The organism is Shimia sp., assembly GCF_965227725.1.
In the GTDB taxonomy this organism is placed as follows: Bacteria; Pseudomonadota; Alphaproteobacteria; order Rhodobacterales; family Rhodobacteraceae; genus Shimia.
In genome coordinates this window covers 1,123,778-1,146,121 of sequence record NZ_CBDDGH010000005.1, presented here as the reverse complement: position 1 = coordinate 1,146,121, position 22,344 = coordinate 1,123,778, and the positions used below count along the sequence as shown (strand labels likewise).

General features: G+C 58.9%; 26 protein-coding genes. 14 read left to right on the top strand and 12 right to left on the bottom strand.

The window, feature by feature from the left end; translation table 11 throughout:
* Positions 1-45: 45 nt before the first annotated feature.
* Entirely contained in the window at positions 46-831 is a 786-nt protein-coding gene (locus tag ACO07T_RS15935; protein WP_422050208.1) for an enoyl-CoA hydratase, read from the bottom strand.
* 56 nt (positions 832-887) lie between these two features.
* On the opposite strand from ACO07T_RS15935, the gene ACO07T_RS15930 reads away from it, so the two are divergent.
* Positions 888-1,322, top strand: a complete 435-nt coding sequence (locus ACO07T_RS15930; RefSeq protein WP_422050207.1) for a PaaI family thioesterase — start codon at positions 888-890, stop codon at positions 1,320-1,322.
* 53 nt (positions 1,323-1,375) lie between these two features.
* On the opposite strand, the gene ACO07T_RS15925 is transcribed toward ACO07T_RS15930, so the two are convergent.
* A complete protein-coding gene (locus ACO07T_RS15925; protein WP_247742909.1) occupies positions 1,376-1,606 on the bottom strand; it encodes a DUF1127 domain-containing protein in 231 nt (76 codons plus the stop codon).
* A gap of 89 nt (positions 1,607-1,695) precedes the next feature.
* On the opposite strand from ACO07T_RS15925, the gene ACO07T_RS15920 reads away from it, so the two are divergent.
* The 3 genes from ACO07T_RS15920 to rpsI all read left to right on the top strand — a co-directional run bounded on the left by ACO07T_RS15920 (position 1,696) and on the right by rpsI (position 4,206).
* The gene (locus ACO07T_RS15920) at positions 1,696-3,087 is read left to right on the top strand and encodes a PLP-dependent aminotransferase family protein (protein WP_422050206.1); all 1,392 of its coding nucleotides are present in this window, start codon (positions 1,696-1,698) and stop codon (positions 3,085-3,087) included.
* Positions 3,088-3,255: 168 nt separating this feature from the next.
* Positions 3,256-3,717, top strand: coding sequence for a 50S ribosomal protein L13 (rplM, locus tag ACO07T_RS15915; RefSeq protein WP_209079144.1), 462 nt, complete (start codon positions 3,256-3,258; stop codon positions 3,715-3,717).
* A 3-nt stretch (positions 3,718-3,720) separates the two neighbouring features.
* Complete coding sequence (gene rpsI, locus ACO07T_RS15910) at positions 3,721-4,206, top strand: 30S ribosomal protein S9 (RefSeq protein WP_058240297.1); 486 nt, start codon at positions 3,721-3,723, stop codon at positions 4,204-4,206.
* Between the two features lie 152 nt (positions 4,207-4,358).
* Here rpsI and ACO07T_RS15905 read toward each other — a convergent pair whose 3' ends face one another.
* Complete coding sequence (locus ACO07T_RS15905) at positions 4,359-4,844, bottom strand: pseudoazurin (protein WP_422050205.1); 486 nt, start codon at positions 4,842-4,844, stop codon at positions 4,359-4,361.
* 303 nt (positions 4,845-5,147) lie between these two features.
* Here ACO07T_RS15905 and ACO07T_RS15900 point away from each other — a divergent pair, with 303 nt between their 5' ends.
* The 3 genes from ACO07T_RS15900 to ACO07T_RS15890 are packed head-to-tail and all read left to right on the top strand — an operon-like array spanning position 5,148 to position 7,185.
* The gene (locus ACO07T_RS15900) at positions 5,148-5,822 is read left to right on the top strand and encodes a hypothetical protein (RefSeq protein WP_422050204.1); all 675 of its coding nucleotides are present in this window, start codon (positions 5,148-5,150) and stop codon (positions 5,820-5,822) included.
* Positions 5,819-6,706: a c-type heme family protein gene (locus tag ACO07T_RS15895; RefSeq protein WP_422050203.1), complete on the top strand. Its 888-nt coding sequence runs from the start codon at positions 5,819-5,821 to the stop codon at positions 6,704-6,706. Before ACO07T_RS15900 ends, ACO07T_RS15895 begins: the two co-directional genes overlap by 4 nt.
* Positions 6,694-7,185 (top strand): hypothetical protein, encoded by a 492-nt coding sequence (locus ACO07T_RS15890; protein WP_422050202.1) that lies wholly within the window; start codon positions 6,694-6,696, stop codon positions 7,183-7,185. The genes ACO07T_RS15895 and ACO07T_RS15890 overlap by 13 nt, the downstream gene beginning before the upstream one ends.
* Before the next feature lie 26 nt (positions 7,186-7,211).
* Here ACO07T_RS15890 and ACO07T_RS15885 read toward each other — a convergent pair whose 3' ends face one another.
* The 8 genes from ACO07T_RS15885 to secG all read right to left on the bottom strand — a co-directional run bounded on the left by ACO07T_RS15885 (position 7,212) and on the right by secG (position 14,949).
* On the bottom strand, positions 7,212-7,973 hold the full coding sequence (locus ACO07T_RS15885) for a hypothetical protein (RefSeq protein ID WP_422050201.1): 762 nt from the start codon (positions 7,971-7,973) through the stop codon (positions 7,212-7,214).
* A gap of 6 nt (positions 7,974-7,979) precedes the next feature.
* Entirely contained in the window at positions 7,980-8,597 is a 618-nt protein-coding gene (locus ACO07T_RS15880) for a TetR/AcrR family transcriptional regulator (protein ID WP_209063167.1), read from the bottom strand.
* Complete coding sequence (gene ppk2, locus ACO07T_RS15875; protein WP_422050200.1) at positions 8,590-9,459, bottom strand: polyphosphate kinase 2; 870 nt, start codon at positions 9,457-9,459, stop codon at positions 8,590-8,592. The genes ACO07T_RS15880 and ppk2 overlap by 8 nt, the downstream gene beginning before the upstream one ends.
* 40 nt (positions 9,460-9,499) lie before the next feature.
* Positions 9,500-10,459 (bottom strand): alpha/beta fold hydrolase, encoded by a 960-nt coding sequence (locus tag ACO07T_RS15870; protein ID WP_422050199.1) that lies wholly within the window; start codon positions 10,457-10,459, stop codon positions 9,500-9,502.
* A 122-nt stretch (positions 10,460-10,581) separates the two neighbouring features.
* Positions 10,582-11,526 (bottom strand): homoserine O-acetyltransferase MetA, encoded by a 945-nt coding sequence (metA, locus tag ACO07T_RS15865; protein WP_422050198.1) that lies wholly within the window; start codon positions 11,524-11,526, stop codon positions 10,582-10,584.
* 39 nt (positions 11,527-11,565) lie between these two features.
* On the bottom strand, positions 11,566-12,435 hold the full coding sequence (locus ACO07T_RS15860) for an ATPase (RefSeq protein ID WP_422050197.1): 870 nt from the start codon (positions 12,433-12,435) through the stop codon (positions 11,566-11,568).
* 266 nt (positions 12,436-12,701) lie between these two features.
* Complete coding sequence (locus ACO07T_RS15855; RefSeq protein WP_422050196.1) at positions 12,702-14,345, bottom strand: CTP synthase; 1,644 nt, start codon at positions 14,343-14,345, stop codon at positions 12,702-12,704.
* A 241-nt stretch (positions 14,346-14,586) separates the two neighbouring features.
* Positions 14,587-14,949, bottom strand: coding sequence for a preprotein translocase subunit SecG (gene secG, locus ACO07T_RS15850; RefSeq protein WP_209063154.1), 363 nt, complete (start codon positions 14,947-14,949; stop codon positions 14,587-14,589).
* 209 nt (positions 14,950-15,158) lie between these two features.
* Between secG and nthA the strand changes: the two genes are divergently transcribed.
* The 7 genes from nthA to ACO07T_RS15815 all read left to right on the top strand — a co-directional run bounded on the left by nthA (position 15,159) and on the right by ACO07T_RS15815 (position 19,666).
* Complete coding sequence (gene nthA, locus ACO07T_RS15845; RefSeq protein WP_422050195.1) at positions 15,159-15,791, top strand: nitrile hydratase subunit alpha; 633 nt, start codon at positions 15,159-15,161, stop codon at positions 15,789-15,791.
* Positions 15,788-16,465, top strand: a complete 678-nt coding sequence (nthB, locus tag ACO07T_RS15840) for a nitrile hydratase subunit beta (RefSeq protein WP_422050194.1) — start codon at positions 15,788-15,790, stop codon at positions 16,463-16,465. Before nthA ends, nthB begins: the two co-directional genes overlap by 4 nt.
* Positions 16,462-16,803 carry a nitrile hydratase accessory protein gene (locus ACO07T_RS15835; protein WP_209063149.1) on the top strand — a complete coding sequence of 114 codons (342 nt, stop codon included), beginning with the start codon at positions 16,462-16,464 and terminating at the stop codon, positions 16,801-16,803. Before nthB ends, ACO07T_RS15835 begins: the two co-directional genes overlap by 4 nt.
* A 124-nt stretch (positions 16,804-16,927) precedes the next feature.
* Positions 16,928-18,241: an adenylosuccinate synthase gene (locus ACO07T_RS15830; RefSeq protein ID WP_422050193.1), complete on the top strand. Its 1,314-nt coding sequence runs from the start codon at positions 16,928-16,930 to the stop codon at positions 18,239-18,241.
* A 41-nt stretch (positions 18,242-18,282) separates the two neighbouring features.
* Positions 18,283-18,528 (top strand): DUF2842 domain-containing protein, encoded by a 246-nt coding sequence (locus ACO07T_RS15825; RefSeq protein WP_209063145.1) that lies wholly within the window; start codon positions 18,283-18,285, stop codon positions 18,526-18,528.
* A gap of 122 nt (positions 18,529-18,650) precedes the next feature.
* Positions 18,651-19,118: a thiol-disulfide oxidoreductase DCC family protein gene (locus ACO07T_RS15820; protein ID WP_422050192.1), complete on the top strand. Its 468-nt coding sequence runs from the start codon at positions 18,651-18,653 to the stop codon at positions 19,116-19,118.
* A gap of 38 nt (positions 19,119-19,156) precedes the next feature.
* A complete protein-coding gene (locus tag ACO07T_RS15815) occupies positions 19,157-19,666 on the top strand; it encodes a DUF4166 domain-containing protein (protein WP_422050191.1) in 510 nt (169 codons plus the stop codon).
* 64 nt (positions 19,667-19,730) lie between these two features.
* Here ACO07T_RS15815 and ACO07T_RS15810 read toward each other — a convergent pair whose 3' ends face one another.
* Positions 19,731-22,214, bottom strand: a complete 2,484-nt coding sequence (locus ACO07T_RS15810) for a hypothetical protein (protein ID WP_422050190.1) — start codon at positions 22,212-22,214, stop codon at positions 19,731-19,733.
* Positions 22,215-22,344: the final 130 nt, after the last annotated feature.

Genomic DNA, 22,344 nt, shown 5'->3' with positions numbered 1-22,344 from the left:
CGGACATAGGCGACGGCGCGCTCTTTGGGAAGGGGCCAGGGCGCTCTATTGCTCCCATTTGGGCGTTTCTTTGTTGAGGAAAGCGTCTATCCCGGCCTCGGTTTCTCGCCAGAGCATATTTTGCACCATGACATCGCCGGTATAGTCGTAGGCCTCAGAGAGCGGCATTTGCAGCTGTTCGTAGAACGCTTGTTTGCCGATCTTCACGGCCACACCAAGTTTGGCGGCGACGGTTTGGGCGAGCTCTTCGGTGGCAGGCGTCAGTTGGTCTTGCGGCACAACACGATTGATCAGTCCGAGGGTTTCGGCGCGCGTCGCATCAATGAACTGGCCGGTGGTGAGCATTTCAAAGGCCTGTTTGCGCGGGATATTGCGGCTGAGCGCCACCATGGGCGTGGAGCAAAAGAGGCCGATGTTGACGCCATTGACGCCAAAGCGTGTGCCCTCGGCCGCCACTGCCATATCGCAGCTTGCCACCAGCTGGCAGCCTGCGGCAGTGGCAATGCCATGCACCTGGGCGATGACCGGCTGAGGCAGGTGCTGGATGGTTTGCATCATGGTGGCGCAGCGGGTGAAGAGATCTTTGAAATAGGCTTTGCCCCCATCCTCAGATTGCCGCCCGGCTGTCATTTGTTTCAGATCATGACCGGCGCAAAAGGCTTTGCCACTGCCTGAGAGGATCACGGCGCGAATGCTACTGTCCCCGCTCAAGGCCTCAAATTCGGCCTGCAGTGCCGCCAGCATTTCATCAGAGAGTGCATTCAGTCGATCCGGCGCATTCATCGTGAGATGTGCCACCGTTTCCGTGTCGCGACGTTCCAGAATTGTCATCTTGCCCTCCCTGACGTTTGCGGCAACGGTAACCCCAGAGGGCAGGGAGGAAAAGCATGCAAGCAGTGATGAGTGCAGAAGAAATGACCGATTGGCTGCAGTCGGTCTTTCCGCAGGTCAAAGACGATTTTGTGGTGGAGCATATTGATGGCACCAACACGGTGATGCGCCTGATGGTGGCGGAGCGGCATTTGCGCCCCGGCGGCACGGTTTCCGGGCCGTCAATGTTCGCGCTGGCCGATGTGGCGGCCTATGTGGCGACCATGGCCTGTATCGGGAAGGAGGCGCTGACGGTCACCACCAATTGTTCGCTGGATTTCATGCGCAAACCGGCGTCGGGCAAAGACCTGATTGCGAAGGCAACGCTTTTGAAATTGGGGCGCAGCCTGTCAGTGACAAGCATTCTGATCTATTCCGAGGGGGAAGAGATGCCGGTGGCGCGGGCCAATATGACCTATGCGATCCCGCCCAGACAGGTTCAGGCAGAATAAAAAAAAGGGCCGGGATGAACCCGGCCCAGGGGGGAAGAGGCAACTGACGGGAGTCAGATTTGCCACATCTTCTTTTCCACTTCCGCGCGGGCGTCTGCGAGCGACACGCCGATGTCTTTGAGCTGCGCTGTGTCGAGTTTGGAGAGGGCACGGCGGGTGCGTGCGCGCTGATCCCATGCGGTGACCACAGCTGCGAAAGACAGCGCGAGGCGCGCTGCAACAGGAAGTTGCGCATTGGCGGCATGGCTGGTCAGGCTTTCGAGATGTGTCGTGGTCATTGTCATGGTCGTCTCCAATATTGTATTGATACAATCCTCAAATTTGTTACATTGTCTGTGTAGCTTTGTAGTGATACAATGGCGAGGAAAACATTGTGACTGGTACAATTTGGCCGCCTGATTTTGAGAATTGTACCGATCCGAAGTATCTCGTTTTGGTACAATCACTTCGGTGTGCCGTGCATGGCGGGCAGTTGCCTGTGGGGGAAAAGCTGCCCACGGTGCGGGATCTGGCGTGGGATCTTGGGATCACACCGGGAACGGTCGCTCGCGCATATAAGCTCGCTGTAGAAGAGGGGTTGCTGGAAACCACAGTGGGTCGCGGCACCTTTGTTGCCGAGGGACGTAATGCGCCTGTGGCAGGGCCGGATCCTTTGGTGACGGACAGTCAGAGCGGCGATATTGATCTGCGGGCTGTCCGTGTGCCGGATGTGGGGCAGGACGGGGCCATTCGCGCCGCCATGGCGCAGACCCTGAAGGAGGGATCGCGCTATTTGCTATGCCCTGATTCAACAACAGATAAGGTCGCGCGCGATGCAGTTGTGCAGTGGATCGGACAGGACATTGCCGGGCGCATTTCAGCGGATGACGTGGTTCTGACGCTGGGGGCGCAGAGTGCATCAATGATTGCCTTGCAATCCTGCCTGCATGGGGCGTCCCCCGTGGTGCTGACCGAAGAAATCACCTTTCCGGGGGTGCGCCATGCTTGTCGCCTGCTGCGTGCGGAGGTGATTGGCATTGGGTTGGACCAACATGGCATTCGCCCGGATCGGCTGGAGGAGGCGCTGCGGCGGCATGGGGGGCAGGTTCTGATGACCTCTGCCCAAGCGCACAGCCCAACGGCCATTCACACGCCGCTCGAAAGACGGCAGGAGATCGCGACATTGGCGCGGCGATACAATGTGCAGATTGTTGAGGATGATTGTTACGCAATTTCCCCAACCGATGTGCCGTCTTACCGCGTTCTGTGCCCAGACCGTACTTGGTATCTTGGCTCGCTGACCAAGGCAGTCTCCTCTGCTTTGCGCTTCGGCTTCCTTGTGCCGCCGGAAGGGCGAGCGCAGCAGGCGCGGCATGTGGCGCAATCCAATTTCTATGGCGTGCCGCAGCCGATGTTGGATATCTGTGCCGAGCTGATCCTGAACGGGCAGGCGGATGGAATCAAACGGCGTGTCTTGGCTGCGATTGATGAGCGTGTCCGTGTGGCCGTGAATATTCTGGGCAGCTGGAATATTCGCTGGCGGCCGGATGTGCCGTTCATCTGGCTGCGTTTGCCGCAGGGCTGGCGCGGGTCCACTTTTGTGCGGGCGTGTGATGCAGAAGGCATAAGGATCAAATCTGCGGATGAATACGCTTTGCCGGATGGGCAGGCGCCAAATGCCGTTCGGATTGCCCTCGCACCGGAATTGCCAGTGAGCGAATTGCAGGCCGCACTGGAAACCGTCTCGCGTTTGCTGGCGAAACCGCCTCTTTTGAATGAAAATTGATGGGGTAAAATAATACCTATTTTGCAAGCTATTGTTTTTGTGAATTTATTTCGGATTTCCACCGCTTGACGTGACGCATGGCTGCTTTATAACCCGCCCATCATTTACTGGAGAGACCGGCGTGCCGGGATTCCCGGCCAACCCGTCAACCAATCTGGAAGACCTAATATGAAAACCTTCTCTGCTACTCCGGCAGACATCGAGAAGAAATGGATCATCATCGACGCCGAAGGCGTGGTGCTGGGCCGTCTTGCTTCGATCGTCGCCATGCGCCTGCGCGGCAAGCACAAGGCGTCCTTCACCCCGCACATGGACATGGGTGACAATGTCATCGTGATCAACGCGGACAAAATCCAGCTGACCGGTAAGAAGCGTTCTGATAAGAACTACTACTGGCACACTGGTCACCCAGGCGGCATCAAATCCCGCACTGCAGGTCAGATCTTGGAAGGCGAGCACCCCGAGCGCGTGGTCACCAAAGCCGTTCAGCGCATGCTGCCTGGCAACCGCCTGTCCCGCAAGCAGATGACCAACCTGCGTGTATACGCTGGTGCCGAGCATCCGCATGAAGCACAAGCGCCTGAAGTCCTGGACGTTAAGTCCATGAACAGCAAGAACACCCGGAGCTAATCAATGGCTGATCAAATCAACTCGCTTGAAGAGCTGAACGCCGTAGCCGGTGAAGAAGCTGTTGTAGAAGTTGCGGCTCCTCGTGAGCCAGTGCGCGACGAACTGGGCCGCTCCTATGCGACCGGTAAACGTAAAGACGCTGTTGCCCGCGTTTGGATCAAGCCGGGTTCCGGCAAGGTCATCGTGAACGGCAAAGACCAGGACAAGTACTTTGCGCGTCCGGTTCTGCAGCTGATCCTGCGCCAGCCTTTCCAGGTTGCCGGCGTAGAAGGTGAATTCGACGTCTATGCCACCGTGAAAGGTGGCGGTCTGACCGGTCAGGCCGGTGCGGTGAAGCACGGTATTTCTAAAGCTCTGCAGCTTTATGAACCCTCCCTGCGCGCACCTCTGAAAGCCGCTGGCTTCCTGACCCGCGACAGCCGCGTTGTGGAACGTAAGAAATACGGTAAGCGCAAAGCGCGTCGTTCGTTCCAGTTCTCCAAGCGTTAATCGCTGGACAACATACCAAAAAGAAAGGGCTCGCAGTTTTGCGGGCCCTTTTGCTTTTGCGTATCTGGCCGGATGATCGGTCGGTGGTGCTGTAAAAAAAGAAGGGGCGTGCTGGACGCCCCTTTTGTTTTTTGTGTTTGATTTGCGCGACGTTAGGCCTGCGCCAGACCTTCGGCCTCAACCTGTTCCCAGATCGCGTCCCAGACTTTCTGCATCCGACCTTTGTGCTTCACGCCTTTGGCCGCATCATAGTTGGCCATCATGCCGTCGCCCTGCACGATGATCAGGCCGGCCATGCCCATGCTCGCATGCGGGGTGCATTTGTAGCCATAGAACCCTGGCACATCGAGCGTGATGTCAAAATTTTTGCTGATCTTGCTTTTCCAGGCGTCGACGCCTTCGGGGAGCATGCCCTCGATGCTTTCGCTGTTGTGGCCTTTGTCCTCAGAGACAAAGCGCACCGTGTCGCCGGCTTGCACAACCTGAATGAGCGGGTCGAACACCATGCGGCGCTTCTTGTCTTCAGGGTGTTTGTTCAGCATCTGAATGTCGACGGTGGATTGCGCAAAGGTAGGGCGCGCCAGCATCAGGGCAGCACCTGCAAGTATCAGCTGGCGGCGATTGATCTCAAATTTCATAGCGATGTCTCATGTTTTTGGCTGGGTGCCATACTGGCAAGCGGCCCTAGTTCTAGCTGGCAGCGTCTCTAACGCTTCATGGCTATGATTAACGAGTTAATCTTGTATGGCGGGAGCTTCAACCCAAATGGGCGGCAGTTTTGGCGACATTTTGTCTCTGCCATATGTCATAGGCGGCTTCGGAATACCTCTGCGCAACAGGGGAGTAAGTCACCGTTGTCGCTCAGGATTTTCACAATTAACGGTTGATTAACCATTTCTAACGACTCTTTAACCACGTTTGTTTGTGTTGCGGAGAGGGTTATGGTGTCTCCATCTGCGCGTGTTGTTCGCCTGTTGGCTTTGATGGCTGCGGTGCCGACTGTGGCGCTTGGCGGGTTGGCGATGCTGTCACAGGACAGCAAACATGTGCTGGCGCATGGGCCGTTGATCTCAGATCATGCGGAGGTTGCCTGCGACGCCTGCCATGTGGAAAGCGCGGGGAGCATCCGGCAACAGATTCAGGCGCAGCTACACTACGCACTTGGATCGCGCGCCACGGCAGTGGATTTTGGATATCAAGAGGTGACCTCAAAGGCGTGCTTGGCCTGTCATGCGCGCCCCAATGAGCGCCATCCGATCTATCGTTTTCAGGAACCACGGTTTGCGCAAGCAGTGCAGATGGTGGATGCGCGCAGTTGTTTGGGCTGCCATTCCGAGCACAGTGAACAGGTCGTACACAGCGCTGTGGGCGTGTGTCAGGCCTGTCATGAAGGGATCAAGGTCAAAAATGATCCCATTGATATAAAGCATGAAATACTCATCGAGCAAAAGAAGTGGGAGAGCTGTCTGGGCTGTCACGACTTCCATGGCAACCATGCAATCAAGGCACCGTTGCACATCGCGGAGGCCATATCAGCAGAGGTGATCAGGCAATATTTTCTGGGAGGGCCTGATCCTTATGGGGAGGAAAAACTCTATGAAGCGAGGACGGAATGACAACGCTACGTATCGTTTTGCTTGGCGGTTTTACCTGTCTGGCGATCTATCTCTTCGCCACGGCGCCGCCGCCTTTGAGAGACAGCGGCGAAAGGGTCAGCGACTGTCAGCACCCGGTCACCGATCTGTTTGCCGTTGCCAATCACATCAATGCGGCGGCGCGGGGCATTTACACCAAGCGCATCGTGGGCGGAGGGATGGCCGCTGGTCTCAAATTTGGTGAAGAGTGGCGGGAGCCCGGAGTGGAGCAGGGGCCATTGCCTGCTCTCTTTTTGCGGGAAACGGCGGCGCAACTGGAGGCGTTGCCACCGCGTCTGGGGCTGTATTTGGGGTCTGATGCGCCTATCAATCCCTCAAATCTCTTCTCTAATGCGCAGATGCGTGCGTTTGAGCAGCTCAAGCAGACGCGCGCACCGGTGTTTTCAGAAGACGATCTGGCCGGCCAAGTGGCGATGTATCCGGATTTGGCCTCAGTCGCGCCATGCGTCAGTTGCCACAATGAGCACAAAGATAGCCCCAAAACAGACTGGCAGCTCAATGATGTGATGGGGGCCACCACCTGGACCTACCCCTCCGCGCAGCTCTCTACAGAGGAATTCTGGACCACCATTGAGGCGCTGTTTGTTGCGGTGGAGCGGACATATAGCGCCTATCTGGCCAAAACCGATGGCTTTGAGAAAGCGCCTGTTGTTGGAGCGCACTGGCCCGCGAAAGACAGCTATCAACTGCCGGAGACCAATGTGTTTGTCAGCGAAGTCCGATCGCAAGTCTCTGATGGCATTCTCAAAACCATGCTCCGCAGTCAGCGTAGCAAAAAGAGCGAAACCCAATTTGGCGCTGCGAATGCTGCCAGTTTGGAAGGAGATCTTTCATGCGCATTTTGATCGCCACGATGCAACGCGTGCCCTATGCGGCGATGGCTGTTTTGGGATTAAGTCTTGCGGCGACCATTCTGTTCTTTGAAATCAAGATGGGGCTGCTTGCGCCTCTCTCAGGCTTTGGTCAGCAGGTTCTGACAGGATGCCTGTTGCTGGGGCTGCTGGGCTATCAATGGGTGCTGTTTGCCAAACGTGTGCGCAAAGACAACAGCCATATGCGGCAAAACCTGACCATCCACCGCTGGGTCGGTGTGGCGGCGACCTTTGTCTTTGCTTTGCACGCGGTGCGTTTTGGGCATGTCTGGATGACGGGGGTGAGCACCGTGCTCTTTTTGATCGCCGTGACCGGCGTGTTCAATCGCACGGTGCTTGGGTATCGCAAGAATTGGATGTATCTCGTTTGGCTGTTTTGCCATATTGGCCTGTCAGCCGCGCTTTTCCCGCTTGTCGGGGTGCATATCTGGGTGGCGCTCGCGTATCAGTGACGCGGGCGAGGCGCCTTGGTGGCTGGCTATCTCCGACGCCGCTTCAGCACACGGCGCATCAGCCTTAGGCGCCTGAAGATATTGCGTTTATCGCGGTTTATTTCTGTGAGCAGATGGCAGGCCAGCGGCGCGAGCACAGGGTCTTCTTCTGCAGAAAGCCACAGCATGCCCAGGAGATTGCGATCCAGATCTCCATGTCCGAGCGAATAGGGTGTGAGCTTGAGTGGGAGCTTTTTGCCTGTGCGATTTTTCGGGTCAAAAGCGGTCTCAGCGGAGGCGCCGCTATAGAGGCGTTCGGTTTCATAAAGCTTCATCATGTTGAAAAATATGATGAGTTCTCCTGCGCATCGCCTCTGTGCCTCGGTTGTTCCCAAGTCCCGAAAGGTCTGGAGGGCAGAGAGCTTCCAACGCATGTCCAGCTTTTCCAAAAGGAATCTGGAGTGATCTTGCCAACACTTCTGAAACAGATCCTGCGCGATCTGTGGCGTGTTGCGACGCCGAGAGGCCGCGATGACCAGCGCATGCAGAGCAAGCAGTTGGGAGCGCCCTGAGAATTCCGCCTGAATGTTCTGAAATTTCTCCGCTGCCGAAGCGAGATTTTCGACATCCAGATTTTCGGTGGGCGGCACGGTTTGCTCTCTGAGCTGCTCAAGGCCACTTTGGCTGATCTCTTCCAGAAGGGCCTGCATCCCGTGGTATTCGGCTCGCTGCTGGGGCGCGCGTTTCACCATGGAGGCGAAACCATCCGGATAGGTTAACTCACCGCGAAATATGGTGAAAATATCCATTGCGGCTCACAAATCCTTGTCGATCAAACCAAGGCCGCGCAGGTAGACACCGATGCCGCTTTCCAAAAGGTCTTCTGGCGCGAAGGGGCTTTGGGTGCCGGGGGAATTGCGCGCGTAGAGTTCGACGACGCCGTGGCTCATGGCCCAGACATGGGCGGAGAACATGCTCGCGGGTGGGCGTTTTTCCGGTGGGATATGTTTGGAGAGCTCTGCGGCGGCGTGTTCCATAACACCGCGGGCGCGGGTCGCGACTGCGGCGAGCTCTGGCGTGCGGTTGACGGAAATGCCGCTTTCAAACATGGCAATGTAGTGGCCGGGATATTTGCGGGCAAAGGCGAGATAGGCCCGTCCGGTGGCCTCAAAAGAGGCGAGGGCGGATGGCTGACCCTTATCAAAGGCGAATTGCATGAGGTCGGCAAAGATCTCATAGCCTTGACGGGCGGCCTCTGCGATCAGGTCTTCGCGGCCTTCAAAATGGCGATAGACCGCCGCCGGTGTGACGCCTGCAGTTTTGGCAGCCTCAGACAGGGTGAAGCCAGTGGGGCCTTTTGCCTCGATGAGACTCAGCGCTGCTTCGACCAGCGCCTGCCGCAGGTTGCCGTGGTGGTATCCGCGTTTAGGCATCCCAGATATCCGGTCCGCCGCACACAGATGTATCAACCTTCCCAATGGCTTGCGTGTCTTTCCTTTCGTAAGGCAAGGCGTGCAGAACCGTGCGGATGGCGCTGAGGCGCGCGCGGCGCTTGTCATCAGAGCGGATCACGGTCCAGGGCGTGTGCAGGCCGTGGCAGCGTGTGAGCGTTTCCTCAATGGCGCTGGTATAGGCATCCCAGCGTTTGAGGCCTTCAACATCGATCCAGCTGAGTTTCCATTGCTTGAGCGGGTCTTTCTCGCGCTCCAGAAAGCGGCGGAGCTGCTCTGCGCGGCCAACATTGAGCCAGAACTTGAAGAGATGCACACCGTCATCCACAAGCGCCTGTTCAAAGGCCGGGGTTTGCTGAAAGAACCGCTCGCGATCCGCGTCTTCGGTAAAGCCAAAGACCTTCTCGACCACGCCACGGTTGTACCAGCTGCGGTCAAAGAAGGTGATCTCGCCACCGGAGGGCAGGTGATTGATATAGCGCTGAAAATACCACTGAGATTGCTCTGCCTCGGTGGGTTTTGAGAGCGCGACAACCCGCGCGCCGCGTGGGTTCAGGTTTTCGCGAAAACGTTTGATGGTGCCGCCTTTGCCCGCAGCATCGCGCCCTTCAAAGACCATGGCGATGCGCGCGCCGCTCTCCTTGACCCAGTGCTGCATCTTGACCAGTTCGATTTGCAGCGCTTCCAGCTCTGCCTCGTAGGTCTTGCGGCTCAGGCGCTCTTTGTGGGGGTAGCTTTCGCTGAGAATGTCATTCTTGTCCGCCCCTTTGATGGCATCGCGTATGGGCTTGGGGGCCTCGTCTTTGAAATACGCGCTGATGGCACCGTCAAATGGCAAGTCCATGAAACATCTCCGTTTTCCCCAATATGGGGTGCATCGCGCCCTAGTGCAATCCGGCGCGGGTGGCGGCGCGGTCGATGGCGGCGACAATCTCGTCGGGGTTGGTGTGATGGGGCATATGCCCGACACCTTCCAAAGTGACAAGATGCGCGCCTGAAATGTCCTCGACCATGCGGGTGGAGTGCACTGTCTGGCCGACGATCGTGTCGGCGTCACCATGCACGATCTCTACCGGCAGGCGGAGGCTCTGATACTGCGGGGCCAGTGCGCGCAACTCCTCGCGCAGGTCGGTGCGCTGCTGGGCATTGGCGATCAGGGAGTGGGGGCGGAGGATCAGAGGCACGGCAATGGCCTCCGCATAGCCTTCTGGTGCGGCCTGTGGGGCAAAGATCTCGGCGATGCTTTTGGCGACATACTCCTCGCTGGCCCATGCTGCTATCAGGCGGGAGATTGTTGGGCCAATCCAAGGGTTTGCGATACGTTTGTAAAACCGGTTCAGCGGGCCTTGCCACGGGTAGGTGGCCCCGGCGATGGAGACAGCGGCAGCGATGTGGTCGGGGTGATGCACGGCCCAGGCCATGGTGACGGCCCCGCCAAAGCTTTGGCCGACAACAATCGGGTTGTCCGCCCCAAGCGCCTTTGTAGCAGAAGACAGCAGCGTGGCCTGATCAATGAGGGTGACGCCTTTGCGCGCGAGCGGCGGGGTGTGGCCCATGCCGGGGCGGTCAAAGACAAGGACGTGATAGCGGTCGGTGAGGCGGTCCACAAAATCAAAGGTGAAGTCATGGGTGTTGCCAGAAGCGCCGTGGATCAGCACCACAGTTGGGTTTTCAGGGTTGCCACGCGCGACGTAATGCACGGGGTGACCGCCGACCTCAACAAAGGCCCCTTCGGGTGGGAAATTCTCTCGTGCAGCTCGCAAACGGGATTGGACCTTCCACCAAGTGACTGCTTTCACGACCAAAATCGTGATCAAACAAAGTATGACAATCCACCGCAGCATGTCTTTTTCTCCCGTCAAAGACGCTCAGATCGCTCTGAGCACCTGCCCACAGACTAGCCAAAGTTGTGGGCCTGAGGGGATTCACAATTGCGCGGGTGACGTAACGGGAGGCTGCGCGGGAGTTAGCCGCGCAGGTCGGTGATCTCCTGGCCGATGCGGCTCATGTCAAACGGCGTGGTGTGATAAATCTCGGAAATCCAGTTGCCGTAAAGCAGATGTGCGTGGCTGCGCCAGCGGTTCTGCGGCGGGTTGGCAGGATTGTCGTCCGGGTAGTAATTCATCGGCACGTTGATCGGCGTGCCCTCAGCCACGTCGCGGTCATACTCTTGTTTCAACGTGTCACTGTCGTATTCGAAGTGGTTGAAAATAAAGAGATCTCGGCTTTCAGGAGCTTCCACCAGACAAGGGCCGACATCGGCGCTGTAGAGCAGGGTGTTCAGCTCTGGCCGGGTGTCGATTTCATCCTGACGGATTTCGGTCCAGCGGCTGACCGGGATCACGCAATCGTCTGAAAAGCCACGCAGATAGGGCGAAGCTTCGGCCAGATTCTGATGGCGGAAGCAGCCAAAGGCCTTGTGATCCAGCAGGTGTTTTTTGATGCCGTGGAAGTAGTTGATCATCGCCATGCCACCCCAGCAGACGCCGAAGGTGGAGTGCACATGGGTGCGGGTCCAGTCAAAGACCTCGCAGAGCTCTTCCCAATAGGTGACGTCGTTAAAGGGCATATGCTCAATTGGCGCGCCTGTGATGATCAGCCCGTCAAACTTCTCTCCGCTGGCTTTAACATCCTGAAAAGGCCGGTAAAACTCTGCCATATGCTCGGCGGCGGTGTTGCGGGTTTTGTGCTCGCTCATGCGGATGAGCGAGAGTTCGATCTGCAACGGCGTCGCGCCGATCAGGCGGGCGAACTGGTTTTCGGTCTGGATCTTCTTGGGCATCAGGTTCAGAAGCCCGATGCGCATGGGGCGGATGTCCTGACGGGCCGCTTGATCTTCGGCCATTACCATGACGCCTTCGTGCTTGAGCACGTCAAAGGCGGGTAGGTCGGCGGGGATCTTGATAGGCATGTGGGTCTCTTAAACTCTGAATGTCAGGAAGGGCGATACTTAAGCGGCGCGGGCCTGGTCCTCAAGGGCGCTGGCGATCACATGATTGAAATCATCGGCTGTGGCAACGGTTGCAACGCTTTCGGGCGTGATGGTGATGCCCCATTTGGCCATGGCGGCATAGCGCGGCTGGCGGTGCGCGAGTGCGCGGGCATAGGTCCAGCGCACGAAGGCGTCTGGATCAACGCTGCTTTCGGTCTGGCCGGTTTCGCCGAGATAGTCGCTCCACGCGGACAGGAGGAATTCCGGCTGATAATACATGGGCTTAGGGTCACGGTCAAAACGCTTCACCAGCGCCTCGGAATGGGCCTCAGAGCCTTTGAGCCAGACCATCAATGTGGTCTCAGAGAGGGCGGCCAGCACCGGGTCTTTCGGGTCTTCAGGATCAACCACCTCGCAGATCGAGCCGCCGGTGTCGCAGACAAAATGGTCATAGCCGTAGAGGTCGTGCGCGCGGTTGATAAAGAGTTTGGTATCCATCAATGCGGCAATCTCTGCCGTGCGATGTTGCTCCTGCCGCGCCATGTATTCGGCAAACGGCAGACCGCCCTGGTCCGGGTTTCCCGGTTTGCCAAGGTAGGTGGAGAGCGGCGCGAGGTTGTTGAAGGTGATGTTGGAGCCGATGTAGATCGAATCCGTCATCAAGAGCTCGCGCAGAAAGGGCACTTTCATCGCTTCGCGCTTGGCGTTGTCGGCAATGTGCTCGCCCATGTAGCGGGTGCCGATGCGATAATCGACCGAGTAGTGGAACCAATCGCCGTTGTCCCGCAGGGCGTTGGAAATATGCGTTTTTCCCAAACCTGACATGCCAAAGAGCAGCACTTTTTTCTGTGCCGCATCAAGCCAGTCTTGCGCCGATTTGTAGATCATGGGCGGGTCCCTTTTGTCTTGCGCCCATGGTGGTACTGCGCGCGGGCAGAGGGGTCAAACGCAATCGCGCAACGGGGGGCGTTAACCATGAAATCCCGTGTCGGTATTGCGTCGGTATCGCGGCTGTATCGCGGGAGTGCGAAAATCGCGCCCGAAAATTGGTTAGGGCACCGCGCGTTGCGTGGATTTGGGCTTCGCAGGAAAAGAAAAGGGCATGACCCGCGTCATGCCCTTGGTGTTGGTTTTGTCTGAATTTTGGTCAGAGATCAGACCAGCCGCGAGTTGTCTTTGGCGGCGCGCACAAAGTCGCGGAAGAGGGGGTGCGGATCAAACGGCTTGGACTTCAGCTCGGGGTGGAACTGCACACCGATGAACCATGGGTGGTCTTCCCACTCCACGATTTCCGGCAGGCGGCCATCAGGGCTCATGCCGGAGAAGCGCAGGCCGCAGGCCTCAAGCTGTTCGCGGTATTTGATGTCGACTTCATAGCGGTGACGGTGACGCTCTTCGATCGCCGTGCTGCCGTAGACCTCGGCCACTTTGGAGCCTTCGGTGAGGGCCGCGTCATAGGCGCCAAGGCGCATGGTGCCGCCTTTGTTGTCAGAGGCCTTGCGGGTGACCTTGGCGTTGCCCTGCACCCACTCCTTGAGGTGGTAGACCACCGGCTCAAAACGCTTGCCGCCAGCTTCGTGGTCAAACTCTTCGGAGCCTGCAGTGTCGATGCCAGCCTTGTTGCGGGCCGCTTCGATCACAGCCATCTGCATGCCAAGGCAGATGCCGAGGTAGGGGATCTTGTGCTCACGCGCATATTGCGCCGCTTTGATCTTGCCTTCGGTGCCGCGCTCGCCAAAGCCGCCGGGCACCAGAATGGCGTCATAGCCTTCCAGATGGGGGGCTGCGTCACCCTTGTCAAAGACCTCGGCGTCGACCCAGCTGACCTTCACTTTCACACGGTTGGCCATGCCGCCGTGGGTGAGCGCTTCTTTGATCGACTTATAGGCGTCTTCGAGCTGGGTGTATTTGCCAACGATGGCGACATTCACCTGACCGTCGGTGTTGTGCAGACGGTCGTTCACATCTTCCCAGACGGAGAGGTCAGGGCGTGGGGCCGGAGCGATGCCAAAGGCATCCAGAACCGCCTGATCCAGACCTTCGCGGTGATAGGCCAGTGGTGCCTCATAGATCGATTTCAGATCGTAGGCGGGCACAACGGCCTCTTTGCGCACGTTACAGAACAGGGCGATTTTGCCGCGTTCTTTTTCCGGGATTGGCTGCTCGGAGCGGCAGACCAGAATGTCAGGTGCGATACCGATGGATTGCAGCTCTTTCACGGAGTGCTGGGTGGGTTTGGTCTTCAGCTCGCCGGAGGCTGCGAGATAGGGCAGCAGGGTGAGGTGCATGAAGATCGCATCGCCACGGGGTTTGTCATGGGCAAACTGGCGGATGGCTTCAAAGAAAGGCAGACCTTCGATGTCGCCCACGGTGCCGCCGATTTCACAAAGCATGAAGTCAACCTCATCGTCGCCCACATGCAGGAAGTCTTTAATCTCGTTGGTGACATGCGGCACGACCTGAATGGTTTTGCCCAGATAGTCGCCGCGGCGCTCTTTCTCCAGAACGTTGGAGTAGATGCGGCCGGAGGAGACGGAATCGGTCATGCGGGCAGGCACGCCGGTGAAGCGCTCGTAGTGGCCGAGGTCGAGATCGGTTTCCGCGCCATCGTCGGTCACAAAGACCTCGCCGTGTTCAAACGGAGACATGGTGCCCGGATCAACGTTCAGATAGGGATCCAGTTTGCGCAGACGCACTGTGTATCCCCGCGCTTGCAGAAGCGCGCCCAATGCGGCTGATGCCAGGCCCTTGCCCAGCGATGAAACAACCCCACCCGTAATGAAAATGTAGCGAGCCATGCCTCTGGCGTCCCCCGTGATTGTCGATTTAGCAGCGCCCAAGCCGAGGCGATTCACACCGCCAAATGACCCAGCATCACGGGACTTAATTTATATAGGATTCGCAGCAAGAAGGCAACCGGACCGCAAGATGCTGTTGCGGTCGGCTTTCGTGCCTCAAGCTATGGTGGTGCCCGCAGGGGGCAAAAATAGTTGTGGCCCCCAAAGGAGGGCCACGTCAGCCAGCCCTTTGGGCCAGAGATCAGTCGGCGCGCGGCACCAGCGGCGCGTTGTCGCCTTCAGACGGTGGCAGCAGCGAGTCGCCAGCGCCCGGCAGTGTTGGCGCGGTTTGCTCTGCCGCAGGGGCTTCGGTGCCCAGACGGTCAAACACAGAGCTGGATGCGGAGTTTTTCGCTGCGATCACGGTCAGGGCGATCGATGTACAGATGAACGCGCCCGCCAGGATCCAAGTCACACGTGTCAGCGCTGTTGCAGCTGCGCGGCCGGATACGGCACCGCCGCCGCCACCCATGCCAAGGCCACCGCCCTCGGAACGCTGCATCAGAACGACGCCAATCAGCGCCAGAGCAAGAAGAAGGTGGATGATGAGGACAACGTTTTCCATTGGGACCTGTAAAAGCGAGCGTTCGGTTTTGTTAGCGGGGTATGTAGGCAAGTTTGGCGCGGGGGGCAAGGTGGTTTCGCGCGGCTCTTGCGCGAACACAGTGTTGACGGGGTCTTGCCGGGGCGTTGAGGGCCGCTGAAAGGGCAATAATCGCGTCCTGTCAATGAGGTGACTGGACAGGTTTAAGAGCCCGTGGCAGGCTCCAGCCCATGCCACATGATCACGCAGACCACCCGCATTCACATTTGCCTTCTGACCCTGCTTTGCGGGTGAAGGCGCTGGAAACATTGTTGACGGACAAAGGCTTGGTGGATCCGGCCGCTTTGGATGAGATCATTGATCTCTATCAGAACAAGATTGGTCCGCAGAACGGTGCCAAGGTGGTGGCGAAGATGTGGGCGGACCCTGAGTTTCATGCGCAGATGATGGCCGATCCGATGCCAACCCTGCGCGAGATGGGGCTGTATGGGCGGCAAGGCGAGCATATGGTGTTTGTCGAAAACACCGATGAGACCCACAATATGGTCGTTTGCACGCTGTGCAGCTGTTACCCGTGGCCGCTTTTGGGCATTCCGCCGGGGTGGTACAAATCAGATGCCTACCGCGCGCGATCTGTACGCGAGCCGCGCAGAGTTCTGGAAGAATTTGGTGTGACCTTGCTGGAAGACCAGAAAGTGCGTGTCTGGGACAGCACCGCGGAGGTGCGCTATCTGGTGGTGCCGCAGCGGCCTGCAGGCACTGAGGGCATGAGCGAGGCGGCGCTGGCGGAGCTGATCACGCGGGACAGTATGATCGGCACTGCCTTGGCGAAGGAGCCAGACTTGCAGGAGGGGGGCGCATGAGCCGGATACATGATATGGGTGGGCGTCTTGGCACTGGGCCGGTGGACCCGACGGATGGCTATGAGTTTGCAGAGGCCAAGGACTGGCACAAACGGGCGTTGTCGCTGAACGTGGCCTGCGGTTTTCTGGGGCAGTGGAATATTGATGCCTCCCGCCATGCACGCGAGCTGCTGAGCCCTGAGGATTACACGCGGTTCTCTTATTATGAGAAATGGATGGGCGGCCTTGCGGATCTGATGGTGGCGCGCGGGGTTTTGACGGAAACGGAGCTTGCCAGCGGGCAGGCGGAAGGTGTCTCTCCCGTGGCGGAGCGGGCGGCGAAGCCCGGTGCGGTCACCGGCGCGCTGATGAATGGCAGCCCCTACACTCGGGAGGCCGCAGCGCCGCAGTTTGCGGTGGGCACAAAAGTGCAGACCCGGCGGCCTGCGCGCAATGTGATGGTGCAGGGCGGGCACACACGTCTGCCAGCCTACGCCAGCGGGGCAAAAGGCGAGGTGGTCCTGCAGCATGGCGCACATGTGTTTCCTGACAGCAATGCGCATTTTCAGGGCGAGGCGGCTGAGCCGCTTTATGCGGTTCGGTTTTCGGCGCGTGAACTCTGGGGCGCGGAGGCTGATCCGCGTGATGAGGTCGTGCTGGACCTGTGGGAGAGCTATCTGGAGCCCGCAGAATGACGTGGTGCGGTGGCAAGCCGGAACCCGCGTTTGATGCGCCCTGGCATGCGCAGCTTTTCGCGCTGACTGTCGCGCTGAATGAGGCGGGGCATTTTGGCTGGCCGGATTGGGCGGAGCGCTTTGGCGCCACGTTAAAGGCGCATGGGCTGGCCAAGGAGCTTGATGGCGGGGAAGATTACTTCAACGCCTGGCTCGAAACGCTGGAAGGGTTCTTGCAGGATCTGGGATTGGCGGAGGCTGCGGTTCTGCGTGATCTGAAAGAGGGCTGGACCCGGGCCTATCTGAACACGCCACACGGTGCGCCAGTGCATCTGGCGGCTGGAGAAGCTGCGGGCTGAGGCCATTTCTGCGTTCTGTCAGAGAAATTGCGGCACTTACGCGCTTTGGCGCAGTTTGCGGTTTCGCACCTGCATCAACATCGCTAAAAGGGCGCGGGTTTGAACTCTCTGCAAAGGACCGGATATGGCCAATGTTGTTGTTGTAGGCGCTCAGTGGGGCGACGAGGGAAAAGGCAAGATCGTCGACTGGCTCAGCGAGCGTGCCGATGTGATCGCACGTTTCCAAGGGGGACATAACGCTGGCCATACGTTGGTGATCGACGGGAAAGTCTACAAGCTGCACGCGCTGCCGTCCGGCGTTGTGCGCGGTGGCAAGCTGTCGGTGATCGGAAACGGCGTGGTGCTGGACCCGTGGCACCTGATCAAAGAGATTGCGACCGTGCGTGAGCAGGGTGTCGAGATTTCGCCGGAAACGCTGATGATCGCGGAAAACACCCCGCTGATCATGCCATTCCACGGTGAGCTAGACCGGGCGCGCGAGGAAGCCGCCTCCAAAGGCACGAAGATCGGCACCACCGGTCGCGGCATTGGCCCGGCCTATGAAGACAAAGTGGGCCGCCGTGCGATCCGTGTGGCCGATCTGGCCGACGAAGCGACGCTGGAAGCCCGTGTGGACCGCGCGCTGCAGCACCATGATCCGCTGCGCAAAGGTCTGGGCGTGGAGCCGATTGACCGTGACGCGCTGATTGTGCAGCTCAAAGAGATCGCAGCAGAAATCCTGCCTTATGCAGCGCCTGTCTGGAAGGTGCTGAACGAGAAGCGTAAAGCAGGCAAGCGTATCCTGTTTGAAGGCGCACAAGGCGCGCTTCTGGACATTGATTTTGGCACATATCCTTTTGTGACCTCCTCCAATGTGATCGCAGGCCAGGCGGCCACCGGCGTCGGCATTGGCCCGGGTTCCATCGACTATGTGCTGGGCATTGTGAAAGCCTACACCACCCGCGTGGGCGAAGGCCCGTTCCCAACCGAGCTGCTGAAAGAAGACGGCACTCCGGATGCGGATGGCGAGCGTCTTGGCACCCGTGGCCATGAGTTTGGCACCACCACCGGCCGTCAGCGCCGTTGTGGCTGGTTTGACGCCGCTCTGGTGCGTCAGACCTGTGCGACCTCCGGCATCAAAGGCATCTGCCTGACCAAGCTCGATGTTCTGGACGGCTTTGACACGCTGAAAATCTGCGTAGGCTATGAGCTGGATGGCGAAACGCTGGATTACCTGCCCACAGCGGCGGATCAGCAGGCGCGCTGCAAGCCGATCTATGAAGAGATTGCAGGCTGGAGCGAGAGCACCGAAGGCGCGCGCAGCTGGAACGACCTGCCGGCCAATGCGATCAAATACGTCAAGCGCGTGGAAGAGCTGATCGAATGCCCTGTGGCACTGCTCTCCACCAGCCCGGAACGGGAAGACACCATTCTGGTGACCGATCCGTTTGCGGATTGATCGCGTAGACGGTTTGAACAGCGCGGAAGGGAGAGAGTGAGATGGCACTGAGCTACAAGGCACGGCGGCGCGTTGCGCTTTTGGTTCTCGTGGTGGGGCTGCCGATCTACATCATCCTGGCGTCCGTTCTGGCCACGACGCTTTCGCCAAACTCCTTCATCGGGACGTTGGCGCTCTATGTCGGGCTGGGGATTGTCTGGATCCTGCCGTTCAAATCGGTTTTCAAAGGTATCGGCCAAGAAGACCCCAATGCCGCGCCGCATCGGTTTGACGATGATCCGCAATAAGCGCGACCTAAATTGATTGAGAGAGCGGCGGCACCCTTGTGTCGCCGTTTTCGTTTTTGCAGCGGGGTTGCAGGGCAGGCCGGGGTTTGCGAGGCTGTCGGCAGACAGGAGAGGCAAGAGCCATGGCGCAGCTTCCAGAACGCACCGCGTTTTCATACCGCGAAGATCCCGAGATCCCGGATTTTGAGGACAGCGGACCCATTGCCGTGATGGACGGGGACTGCGCGCTCTGCAGTTTTGGGGCGCGGATGATTGCGCGGTTTGATCGCGCCGAGCGGTTTCGGATTTGCCCCGGACAGACCGCGCTGGGCACCGCGTTGCTCGCACATTATGACCTGAGGCCGGATGATCCGGAAAGCTGGCTTCTGATTGTTGATGGGCACGCTTACAGTTCGCTCGATGCCATCATCCGGGTGGGGGCCGAGGTGGGTGGCGTGGGCCATCTGATGTGGCCGCTGAGGCTTCTGCCACGCGCGGTTCAGGATTGGATTTACCGCCGCATTGCGCGCAACCGCTATGCGCTGTTTGGCCGGGCTGATATGTGCGCACTGCCGGATGCACGGCTTAAGGCGAGGTTGTTGCTGGAGTGAATTCACCACATTTTGAACGGGCCTTTGGGGAGGTTTGGTTGGAATTGCCTCGGGAAATCAGAGATTTGCACGAAGTTTCTGATGTCCGGAGGTTCGCAGGGATTGCGCGCGTCGAACGTGGGAGGCAATTCATTCCACGCCTGATTGCTTCTCTATTTGGGTTTCCACCAGCGGCGGATGCATGTCCGGTTCAGGTGACCAAAACACGTGAAGCGAACGGAGAGCTCTGGGAGCGACAGTTCGATTTGAAGCGATTTCGGTCGCGGTGCGCACCTGCGCCAGAAGCGGGGCGTTTTCGCGAACGATTTGGCGCGTTTCTATTTGAGGTTGATCTCGACGTCAGAAACGGCGTGGTTTCGATGCCGCTCAGGCGCGGCTGGTTTTTGGGTATTCCGTTGCCGCGTTGGACATTGCCAGAAAGCGAAACACGCGAGTTTGTTGCGAACAATCGCTTCAACTTTGATGTGGCACTTCGAGCGCCTTTGAGTGGTGCATTGATTGTGCGGTATCAGGGCTATCTGGTGCCCGATGACAAGGTTTTGGAGTGAAATCTCCGCAAAAGCAAAAACCCCGACCAACGGCCGGGGTTCTCTGGTCTGAATACAGTAAAAATCAGCCCGCTTCGCGGTCGCGGGGCTGGAAGTTGATCGCTTGGTTGGCGGTGAAACGGCCACCGGCGAGTTTGTCGATCTTTTGCTGGCGCAGGAGTTGGCCGAAGCTGCGCAGACCCTCTTCGCGGGAGAACTGCGGGATGTTCACTTCGCGGGCCATGCGCATCAGCATGGGGCGAGTGAAGCGGTCCAGACCTTCCACATAGGTTAGATAGGCCGCTGCGGCCTCAACGCTTTCCGGCAGCTGGGTGGCGCCAACAGATTTGGCGTAGTCCAAAAATCCGCTCATCGCGGAGCTGCCCGAGCTGACGGGAGCCGCCGCGCGAGCAGCTTCTTCGCGGTCGACCTGATCAGCGGAAATGCGACGCGGGCGAACAGGGATGCGGCGCGGCGCTTTCTTGGGGGCAGTGCTCTCTGGTTGAGCGGATTTTTCTTCGGCCTCGGCGGGCGTGTCGACACGCTGGGCAGCCACCAGTTTCAGCGGGGCGGCTGCGGATTTGGCGCCACCTGTGGCGGCGCGCACGACGCTTGCGAGATCGCTGCGGTAGGCGGTTGTGCCGTCTTTGCTCTTGTTCGCAACGGCGTGCTTTTCGGCGCGGGTGGCGGCGACGGCGGCGCGCAGATGCGCGATTGCGCTGCGGCGGCCTTTGCCCGCAGGTTCCTGCATCTCGCTGTCCGCTTTGGCCATCAGACGGCTGAGATCCGGCTCAGGCTGCTGCGGGCGCTCTGGTGCGGGGGCGGCGGCTTCTTCTTCGGCCTCGGCTGCGGTGTCCTCAGAGAGGTCTTCGGCAAAGAGGTTTTCTTCTTTTTCCGGAGCTGCGTCGGCTACAGCGTCTGCCGCTTTGAGTTCGGCTTGCACTTTGGCCAGTTCAGAAAGCAGATCCGCTTCGTCTTCGGGTGTCAGGCTGGAGGTCGGGGCCGCCTCGGCTGTTTCCTCTTCGTCCTCATCCACAGGTTCCGCTTCCAGCAGACCGGCGGCCACCGCTTCTTCGAAGTCGGCCTTTTTCATGCGCACGACGCGGGCGCGCAGCGGCTGGGCTTCGGCTTCTTCGGCGAGCTCGGCCTCTTCTGTGGCCTCTGCTGCGATTTTGTCCTCTGCTTCCGGCGCGTCGTCCTCGATCTGGGGATCCGCTTCGGCAACAGCTTCGGTGACGGCGGTGAAGTCATCTTCTGACAGCACATCCTCAGAAATCGGGGCGTCTGCCGTTTCCTCAGCTGCAGCCTGCTCTACAGGTGCGACGTCCTGATAAAGCGCGGCGTCTTCTTCTTCAAAGATGTTGCTGTCTGCGGCAGCTTCGCCGTCTTCCTCGGCGTCCGCTTCCATCGGGATGGCGTCAGCTTTGGCGCTGTCGGCGCGGGAGACAACGGCGCGGATGCGCTCGAGCTTGGCCGCGATGGAGTTTTCCTCATAGGCGGCGCTGTCTGCCTCGTCTTCGTCCCAGTCAGACAGGTCTGCGGCTTCTGTGTCTTCGCTCACTTCTGCGTCTGCAAGGGCTTCTGGGGCTTCCTCTGCCTCGGTGGCGAAAGGATCAACGGTGTCTTCTACCGCATTCTCCAAGATCAGCGGGGCGTCTGCTTCTTCAGAAATGTCGAGTGCGTCAGCTTCCTCGGCGACTTCTTCCGTCAGCGCTTCGGCCAGATCCTCGGCAGTGTCTTCGACGGCGGTTTCAACGGTGTCTTCTTCTGCAAGCTCCGCGGCCTCTTCAACCACGTCTTCTGCGACAGAAGGCTCTTCCACGGTCTCTGCAGCGGTTTCTTCCGCCAGATCTTCCTCAACCACATCGGCATTCACCGCAGCGGCGATGGCACCGAGGTTGATCGGGGTCTCTTCGGCGGCGTCCTCAGGGGTGTCTTCGATGAAGGCGTTTGCATCGTCGGTCGCAGGGGTGTCGAGCGTGTCGTCTGCGATGGCGGCAAGCACGCTGTCTGTCACGCTTGGGGCGGCCTCTGCCTCGATCACGTCCTTTTGGGGTGCGTCTTCAGCAATAGGGGCGGCTTCGGCCTCTGCCACAACAGCGATCTCTTCTGCGGCCACGATATCTTCGGGTTCAGGCTCAACCAATGCGGGAGCAGGGGCTTCGGCAACTGGGGCAGGCGCTGGTGCTTCGACGGGCGCTTGCACCGGAGCAGCAGCGGCGGGGGCTGCGGGGGCAGGGGCTGCAATCGGAGCTTCTGCAACAGGTGTTGGAGCCGGTGCTTGAACAGGTGCTGGGGCTTCGGCGGCTTGCGGCGCATTGGTGCTCAGAACGATGGTGCCCTGATCCATACGTGCGCTCACGCGGCGGGCAATTTCTTTCTCCGCAATACGGGCAAGCATTTCTGCGTCCGGGGTGGGAGGCTCGGCACCAAAGTACCGATCATCCGCGGCCAGATCGCGGAAGTACTCAGCGATGGCTTTCATTGTGTCAAACGACTCCTCAAACCCTTCAAGGGTGCAGGAGAACGTCCCGTATGAAACCGTGAGTACTTTGTTATTCGTAACCATCTTTGCGGGTCCTTTGCACTACTCAGCAACCAAACTATCACTCAAGGAACGTCGAAACGTGAACGAATCTGTGAAACTTAGAGTATGATTTTGGGGCGAAAATGTGTCCAACTACGCGGGGATAGGGGGG

Coding starts and splice junctions, on each gene's coding strand:
- ACO07T_RS15935 (WP_422050208.1), bottom strand. CDS start 831: ATGACAATTCTGGAACGTCGCGACACGGAAACGGTGGCACATCTCACG.
- ACO07T_RS15930 (WP_422050207.1), top strand. CDS start 888: ATGCAAGCAGTGATGAGTGCAGAAGAAATGACCGATTGGCTGCAGTCG.
- ACO07T_RS15925 (WP_247742909.1), bottom strand. CDS start 1,606: ATGACAATGACCACGACACATCTCGAAAGCCTGACCAGCCATGCCGCC.
- rplM (WP_209079144.1), top strand. CDS start 3,256: ATGAAAACCTTCTCTGCTACTCCGGCAGACATCGAGAAGAAATGGATC.
- rpsI (WP_058240297.1), top strand. CDS start 3,721: ATGGCTGATCAAATCAACTCGCTTGAAGAGCTGAACGCCGTAGCCGGT.
- ACO07T_RS15905 (WP_422050205.1), bottom strand. CDS start 4,844: ATGAAATTTGAGATCAATCGCCGCCAGCTGATACTTGCAGGTGCTGCC.
- ACO07T_RS15900 (WP_422050204.1), top strand. CDS start 5,148: ATGGTGTCTCCATCTGCGCGTGTTGTTCGCCTGTTGGCTTTGATGGCT.
- ACO07T_RS15895 (WP_422050203.1), top strand. CDS start 5,819: ATGACAACGCTACGTATCGTTTTGCTTGGCGGTTTTACCTGTCTGGCG.
- ACO07T_RS15890 (WP_422050202.1), top strand. CDS start 6,694: ATGCGCATTTTGATCGCCACGATGCAACGCGTGCCCTATGCGGCGATG.
- ACO07T_RS15885 (WP_422050201.1), bottom strand. CDS start 7,973: ATGGATATTTTCACCATATTTCGCGGTGAGTTAACCTATCCGGATGGT.
- ACO07T_RS15880 (WP_209063167.1), bottom strand. CDS start 8,597: ATGCCTAAACGCGGATACCACCACGGCAACCTGCGGCAGGCGCTGGTC.
- ppk2 (WP_422050200.1), bottom strand. CDS start 9,459: ATGGACTTGCCATTTGACGGTGCCATCAGCGCGTATTTCAAAGACGAG.
- ACO07T_RS15870 (WP_422050199.1), bottom strand. CDS start 10,459: ATGCTGCGGTGGATTGTCATACTTTGTTTGATCACGATTTTGGTCGTG.
- metA (WP_422050198.1), bottom strand. CDS start 11,526: ATGCCTATCAAGATCCCCGCCGACCTACCCGCCTTTGACGTGCTCAAG.
- ACO07T_RS15860 (WP_422050197.1), bottom strand. CDS start 12,435: ATGATCTACAAATCGGCGCAAGACTGGCTTGATGCGGCACAGAAAAAA.
- ACO07T_RS15855 (WP_422050196.1), bottom strand. CDS start 14,345: ATGGCTCGCTACATTTTCATTACGGGTGGGGTTGTTTCATCGCTGGGC.
- secG (WP_209063154.1), bottom strand. CDS start 14,949: ATGGAAAACGTTGTCCTCATCATCCACCTTCTTCTTGCTCTGGCGCTG.
- nthA (WP_422050195.1), top strand. CDS start 15,159: ATGCCACATGATCACGCAGACCACCCGCATTCACATTTGCCTTCTGAC.
- nthB (WP_422050194.1), top strand. CDS start 15,788: ATGAGCCGGATACATGATATGGGTGGGCGTCTTGGCACTGGGCCGGTG.
- ACO07T_RS15835 (WP_209063149.1), top strand. CDS start 16,462: ATGACGTGGTGCGGTGGCAAGCCGGAACCCGCGTTTGATGCGCCCTGG.
- ACO07T_RS15830 (WP_422050193.1), top strand. CDS start 16,928: ATGGCCAATGTTGTTGTTGTAGGCGCTCAGTGGGGCGACGAGGGAAAA.
- ACO07T_RS15825 (WP_209063145.1), top strand. CDS start 18,283: ATGGCACTGAGCTACAAGGCACGGCGGCGCGTTGCGCTTTTGGTTCTC.
- ACO07T_RS15820 (WP_422050192.1), top strand. CDS start 18,651: ATGGCGCAGCTTCCAGAACGCACCGCGTTTTCATACCGCGAAGATCCC.
- ACO07T_RS15810 (WP_422050190.1), bottom strand. CDS start 22,214: ATGGTTACGAATAACAAAGTACTCACGGTTTCATACGGGACGTTCTCC.